Here is a 6,137-nt window from a genome sequence, read left to right as displayed (position 1 = left end):
CATCCGGACCGACCTTTTGTCATGGGCGGTATGTTTCATGGAGGAACGGCTTTAGGAGGATTTGCAAATAACCGTGTAAAATCAATTATGACAAGAAGTGGACATAAAGTGGTTTTTACAGAAGATGAAAGCATTGTTATTACTGATAAATCCGGTAATGAAATTCATCTAGATACAACTGGTAGGAATATTAATATTACAGCACCAGAAACGATGACGCTGAATTGTAAGAACATGAATATTAATGTGGGTGAAAATATGACGACGAATGTTGGTATGAATGCGAGTGAAATGATAGGAATGAACAACAGTCAAACTGTCGGAATGAATGCCACCCAAAGTATTGGCGCCATGAAACTGACTTCTGTGATGGGTGATGCAAGTATGTTTATCACAGGAAAACTGACGGAAATGATTGAAGGTGATGTGCATAGTGAGACGAAGCAGGGAAAAACAACTGTTAATTCTGATAAGGGAATTGAAACAAGTTCAAATGCTTCGATAACAAGACATGCTCAGGAAGAAGTACAACATAACAGCGGTGAGAAATCTAAAAACTTCTAATAATTTTTAAAAATGAGCAGGACAAGAATTGTAAAAGGTAAAATTACCGAAATCATTGGTAAAGATTATAACATTTATTCTGAAAGCAGTATCATCGATAATGCCGCTGATATTATTTTTGATAAAGGTCATACTAAAGGCGTAAGTTTAGGTAGCCCTGATAAAGCACCTGCTTTTCAAATAAAAGCAAAATGTCTAGTGGAATTTCGTCCGCATAATAATTGGACAGGAGAATTTGGATTTGATTGGGTAAGAATGGGAGATACAGCATTATTAGGCGATACTTGGTATAAAAATATTATTGGTAAAAACCGAGATGCTGCAGGACATATTGCCCAAAATAATGCAATTTATGGAAAGAATATTGTGCCAGATGAAGAAGAATACAAAAAATTATTAAGAAAGTTTTTAGTATTGCAAGTTAAATTTAATAATGATTTTTATGTTGTGCCTTGGATGTCTTTGTACAAAGGCAAAACAGCAAAATTAAGTTTAAAGATAATTGTAAAAGAACCACCCAAAAAATTAGAATTTCAATATGATAAAACTCTTTTTAAACTAAACCACAATGAAATTTCCCAGAAATCCAGAGGCAAACATACCTTGCCAGATTATCTACACATAACCTGTATAAAAACTTTTAACCAAGATCAATTTATTAATGTAATGGCAGATGATGAATTAGTTGGTAAATTGAAAATACATAAAAATGGAAAATTAGATAGAAAAAAATTAAGCATTGTTTTATCAAGAGTAAAAATTGGAAATATATCGGGTAACATAGAGGGTGAAATCGCTAAATTAAAAAAACATTTACAACAAGCTCTTATAACTCCTAATGTTGTTGTTGACACTTCAATTGATTTAACAAGTGACACAGTATTTAATACAAGGTATTTTAACGGAACAAATATTCTTAATACACATACGGATGGAAAGCACGGTGATTTACATAAGTATATGAGTTCGCAATATAATTTACGTGTCAAATATCCCAATCATCTAATTGTTTATGTTTTTGATTTTCCTTATCCTGCTGCAGGTGGTGAAGCTTACGACGTACCATCGGATTTTGTTTTAGTTTATAGTAAAGCGAATCGGTTTGAAACTTGTGTAGTACATGAGACTTTACACGCATTAGGTTTATACCATTCGTTTGATAATAATAGTCTTTTTACATTTAAAAAAAATAAAACCGAAGATATTATGGATTATCCTGTAACTCGCCGTACTATTTGGAAGTGGCAATGGGATATAATTAGACAACATTATTTAGTAACAAAAGAATAGATATATTATGAAACAATTGATATTTGTGGTTTTATTGTCTTTGGTTTTTTCGTGTAACGGGCAGGAAAAGGATAAACAAGAAGTAAAAAAAGTAAAAAAAGAAATTCAAACTTCAAAAAAACTCGAAATTATGGAAAAATTTGATATAAATAAATTTGAAAAAAATAAATCAGAGGAAGGTTATTACGTTTTCAATCTCAATAATGAAGAAAAAATAACTCAAGATAAATGGGGGGAAGAATATTCGGAGAAAATTGAATACAAGAATAATCCTTTTATCCTTCTAAAAAATTATAATATTAAAGGTAATATTAAATTAAAGGGTCAGCAGTTTCATGAAAGTGGTTTTCAAAATGGCATTTGGAGAGAATTTAATGATACTGGAGAACTTATTAAAGAAACTAATTATGATGTGCCTTACAAAAATTTTTCTTGGGAGAAAGTGGAAGAATATTTAAAGAGTAAAAATGTAAATTTAATGGATGGTAAAACTAATGTTTCGAGAAATGAAAGACAAAATAATATTCCTATTTGGTATCTAAGTTGGGATACGGGCAAAAAAGATGACTCTTCATTTCAAATCATTCAAAATGTAGAAATAGATGCTACTTCGGGAAAAGTGATCAAAGAATATCAAATCTCTAAAGAACCTTAAATTTTATTTGAATGAATGTCCTAAAGTTTTATAAACAAAAGTAATAATAAATTTAAAAACAGTATAGCACAAGTAGATGAAAATAAGCAAACATTTGTAAATTATTTTTGATGATGAAAATGGAAAGAAATACTTCTTAGTTCAATTTTAAAAGGAAAACCAAATACACCTAAAAATTTCTTTTAAATTGGTAAACATCCTTCTTTTATACCAACAAATTATAGAAAGGATGGAGAAAGTGGAAAAATGAAAGAAGTTAAATAAAAAAAAGCAGAACCAATTTTCTGCTTTTTTTATATTTAATGATATCAAAGTTGACGATCAGGTAATAGTAGGCTTTGAATACAACCACCCGGATCGTCCTTTTGTGATGGGTGGAATGTTTCACGGTAAAGTTGGATTGGGTGGTGGAGCGCAGAACCACATGCGTTCGATTCAAACAAAAAGCGGAATTAAAGTGTTGATGAATGATAATGAGAAAAGCGTAACGATTTTGGATCCAAGTGGGAATACTTATTTTATGGATGGAAATGGAAATATTGAAGTTACTGCGCCGAACAATATGACTTTCACGGCTGGAAAAAACATAAAAATGAATGCAGGTGTTGATATTACATCTATTGCAGGTAGTAATATTTTTGCAACTGCAAACGTGAATATTGTATCAAACGCGGGAGTAAATATGATTGATACCGCCGGAAAAGATCTCATGCAATCAGCGACCGGAAATATTCACGAGTCGTCCGACATGAGAAGCGAAATTTCTGAAAGCGAAAGAAATATCCAAGCTAAGAAAAGTGATTCTTATGCCGAAAAAGTGACTATTGTAAGTACGAAAGAAAATGCAACTTTACAAAGCGAAAAGACGGTGAAGTCGCAAAGTGGGGAAGAAGGAAATTCACATTAATCTGAAGCCTCATGGCGATTTTTAAAAAAGCAAATAATATTAATATCCAGGTTGTGAATAATTACACTTCGATTTCTAAAGTTTCTCACGAAGAATCAGAAGAAGTAATTATTGAAGCCACTAAAGGTAATTTGGAGTTTTCCAGTCAAAAGCGAGCTGTTTTGCAAGGGTTTGGAAAGGAAGGAATAAAGGAGGAGGAGTGCAAAGAAGGTATAATAAAAATAAAAAATAAAGTAATTGGCAAAACTATGAGAAATCCTGGATTTAAACTGGATGGTACGAAGGCTGAGGATATGTTTTTTGCAGATCGTCCGGTTTCATCAGGTTCAATACAGCTCGATCCAGTTTTTAAATTAAATGATGCCAAATTAGAATCATACCTCGATCAGCTTATGACTTCACTTTCAATTGGAGATATGGAAAGTGTTGCATTAGAAATGTCAGACCGCTTTAAAAAAGGAACTGGAGGAACATACAAAAGTGAAATTTTGAATAAAGAAATTGCAGGTAATGCAGCATTTACATCCTATCATAATTCTTTCGCAAATGATTTGAAAAATGCCTTAAAAAACCATCATTATGATCCTTCCTCCATAGAAATACTTACTATGAAGCTTTTGAATTTTTCTTCATTTTGGGACAAAGTATCGGGGTTGGGTATCACAGTTCATCAGGTCTGGAGTGTAAAAGCAGAAATTCAGGATTATAGTTACAATAAATGCACAAAGGCTTGGAAGACAAAAATCAAATATATTTTTTATGATCATTTCGGATTAGATTGGGATGATATTAAGAAGCATGGTGGAGACAGAATCCCACAATATCATACAGGTGATTTCTTTAAAGCATGGTATATTTTGCAACACTACCGAAGCGCAAAACCCTTTTTTACAGAAATAACAGAGATTATGAATTTGGAAGGAAGTTCAAATAATTAATAACTTATGAAAAATATAATATTTTTATTCCTAATAACCGTATCATGTATGAATAACAAGACCATTGATTTTAAATTAAATTCTCTACCACCCACTACCTACGAGTTTAAAAGTGAAGGAAAAAACAATAGAATTGACTATTGGTTTTCAGAAGGAGATTTCGTTTACCAAAAAAAAGAATATATAAAGTTAAAAGCTATAGTGGCAGAAAAAGCTGATTCTGTAACGGATCTACAAGGATATACACTGTATTCAATGTACATTTATAAAAAGACAGACATTCTCAATGCAAATTATGACAAAGGAAGGGAAGGCTTAGATGGACACAATCAGGATTTATTGGCTTATATAAGGTTTAACAAAGGAAAAATGGATGTCTTTTATATTTTAAAAGATGGTAACGTGATTTATGATGCAGTTTCAGGAAAAGCTGAAAATTTTGAATTTGAACAGTAAAATTTAAATTATGGCAAATCCAGGGGTAGAATTTGATACCAAAAAAACGATAGATCGAAAAGGCATTGAGCCTACACAGATAATAAGTATAAAGCTGTTGACAGCTTTGGATAAGGGTTCTAAAAATGATGGTACAGGCAAAAATTTGCAGGTTGGGATGATTTATGGCAAAACCTATAAGTTTAAAGTAACTGCTTATACAAACAATCCTCCTCCTGATAAAAAAAAAATAAAATGGAAATATAAATATCATAGTCTTTCTCAAAATAAATGGATAGAACATACTTCAACTGTAACTGCAAAGTTCGGTGTAATTGACCACCTAGATTCGGTTTAAAGTGACCATGTAAATTCGGTTTAAATTGACCACCTTTTTTTTGTGGTAAAAACGACTGTTTTTCATGTGCTAATTTGTATTCAAATATAATTAATTTTCGGCTCTGTTTATTCCTCTTTTTTTGCGCATCGATTCACCCTTCAGTTCGAGACGGTGAGATTGGTGGATTAGGCGATCCAAGATAGCATCGGCTATAGTTTTTTCACCGATGATATCATACCAACCCGCAACGGGGATTTGCGAAGTTACAATAACAGAACCATTGTTATGACGGTCTTCAATGAGTTCTAAAAGAGTTATTCTGTTTTGACTGTCCAATGCCTGAAGTCCAAAATCATCCAATATAATCACCTCCTGGCGTTGTATTTTAGCCAATTCCCGAAGATAAGAGCCATCTGCTTTTGCCATTTTCAATTTAGCAAATAATTTATTGGTGTTAAAATAGCTGACCTTAAAACCTTCTATACATGCCTGATAACCAAATGCGGTGCCTAAATAGCTTTTGCCGACACCCGTACTTCCAGTGATTAAAATATTTTCATTCTTTTCTACAAATTCGCATCCAGCTAAGCGTAGCACCAGATTGCGGTCCAAGTTTCGGGACTGCTCGAAGTTGATACTTTCAATATTCGATTTATAATGGAATCGCGCATTTTTGATACTTCTTTCAATGCGCCTGTTATGCCTTTCATCCCATTCTGCATCGATCAGCATCGAGACAAACTCATCGAGCGTGTAATGATCTGTTTTGCCACTTTCAATAGCGGTTTTAAACGCATGATGCATGCCGTAAAGCTTCATCTGCTTCATTTTCGTAACGGTAGGTTCGTTCATAATTTTCTAAATTTAATTTGGTTTAATGATGATTTAATTAAAATGTCAATTTTGCTAATTGCTAGTTATAATACTGTTTCCCACGGATATTACCATGGATGGGTAGTTGCTGTTCAGACTCTGACTTCTGCTCAAAATCAATTTGGTCTAAATTGT

General features: G+C 32.6%; 7 protein-coding genes and 1 pseudogene. 7 read left to right on the top strand and 1 reads right to left on the bottom strand.

Annotated features, from left to right (window positions below):
• The 7 genes and pseudogenes from OA86_RS15805 to OA86_RS14870 form a co-directional block, all read left to right on the top strand.
• Positions 1 to 564: pseudogene (locus OA86_RS15805) on the top strand (Vgr family protein); the annotation flags it as partial.
• Between the two features lie 12 nt (positions 565 to 576).
• Complete coding sequence (locus OA86_RS14895; protein WP_039355044.1) at positions 577 to 1,854, top strand: zinc metalloprotease; 1,278 nt, start codon at positions 577 to 579, stop codon at positions 1,852 to 1,854.
• A 130-nt stretch (positions 1,855 to 1,984) separates the two neighbouring features.
• Positions 1,985 to 2,509 carry a hypothetical protein gene (locus tag OA86_RS15455; RefSeq protein ID WP_126340510.1) on the top strand — a complete coding sequence of 175 codons (525 nt, stop codon included), beginning with the start codon at positions 1,985 to 1,987 and terminating at the stop codon, positions 2,507 to 2,509.
• A gap of 379 nt (positions 2,510 to 2,888) precedes the next feature.
• On the top strand, positions 2,889 to 3,416 hold the full coding sequence (locus OA86_RS14885; RefSeq protein WP_177187130.1) for a hypothetical protein: 528 nt from the start codon (positions 2,889 to 2,891) through the stop codon (positions 3,414 to 3,416).
• Positions 3,417 to 3,427: 11 nt separating this feature from the next.
• A complete protein-coding gene (locus OA86_RS14880; protein WP_039355037.1) occupies positions 3,428 to 4,354 on the top strand; it encodes a DUF3289 family protein in 927 nt (308 codons plus the stop codon).
• Between the two features lie 6 nt (positions 4,355 to 4,360).
• Positions 4,361 to 4,810 carry a hypothetical protein gene (locus OA86_RS14875; RefSeq protein WP_039355035.1) on the top strand — a complete coding sequence of 150 codons (450 nt, stop codon included), beginning with the start codon at positions 4,361 to 4,363 and terminating at the stop codon, positions 4,808 to 4,810.
• Positions 4,811 to 4,820: 10 nt separating this feature from the next.
• Positions 4,821 to 5,147 (top strand): hypothetical protein, encoded by a 327-nt coding sequence (locus OA86_RS14870; protein WP_039355032.1) that lies wholly within the window; start codon positions 4,821 to 4,823, stop codon positions 5,145 to 5,147.
• A gap of 90 nt (positions 5,148 to 5,237) precedes the next feature.
• Here OA86_RS14870 and istB read toward each other — a convergent pair whose 3' ends face one another.
• On the bottom strand, positions 5,238 to 5,981 hold the full coding sequence (gene istB / locus OA86_RS14865) for an IS21-like element helper ATPase IstB (protein ID WP_039355029.1): 744 nt from the start codon (positions 5,979 to 5,981) through the stop codon (positions 5,238 to 5,240).
• Positions 5,982 to 6,137: the final 156 nt, after the last annotated feature.

Source organism: Kaistella jeonii, assembly GCF_000812865.1.
In the GTDB taxonomy this organism is placed as follows: Bacteria; Bacteroidota; Bacteroidia; order Flavobacteriales; family Weeksellaceae; genus Kaistella; species Kaistella jeonii.
The sequence above is the reverse complement of the archived record's forward strand: the minus strand, read 5'-3'. Positions and strand labels throughout refer to the sequence as shown.

What these genes read in the sequence shown, in the direction of transcription:
- OA86_RS14895 (WP_039355044.1), top strand. Translation starts at nt 577, where the DNA reads ATGAGCAGGACAAGAATTGTAAAAGGTAAAATTACCGAAATCATTGGT.
- OA86_RS15455 (WP_126340510.1), top strand. Translation starts at nt 1,985, where the DNA reads ATGGAAAAATTTGATATAAATAAATTTGAAAAAAATAAATCAGAGGAA.
- OA86_RS14885 (WP_177187130.1), top strand. Translation starts at nt 2,889, where the DNA reads ATGTTTCACGGTAAAGTTGGATTGGGTGGTGGAGCGCAGAACCACATG.
- OA86_RS14880 (WP_039355037.1), top strand. Translation starts at nt 3,428, where the DNA reads ATGGCGATTTTTAAAAAAGCAAATAATATTAATATCCAGGTTGTGAAT.
- OA86_RS14875 (WP_039355035.1), top strand. Translation starts at nt 4,361, where the DNA reads ATGAAAAATATAATATTTTTATTCCTAATAACCGTATCATGTATGAAT.
- OA86_RS14870 (WP_039355032.1), top strand. Translation starts at nt 4,821, where the DNA reads ATGGCAAATCCAGGGGTAGAATTTGATACCAAAAAAACGATAGATCGA.
- istB (WP_039355029.1), bottom strand. Translation starts at nt 5,981, where the DNA reads ATGAACGAACCTACCGTTACGAAAATGAAGCAGATGAAGCTTTACGGC.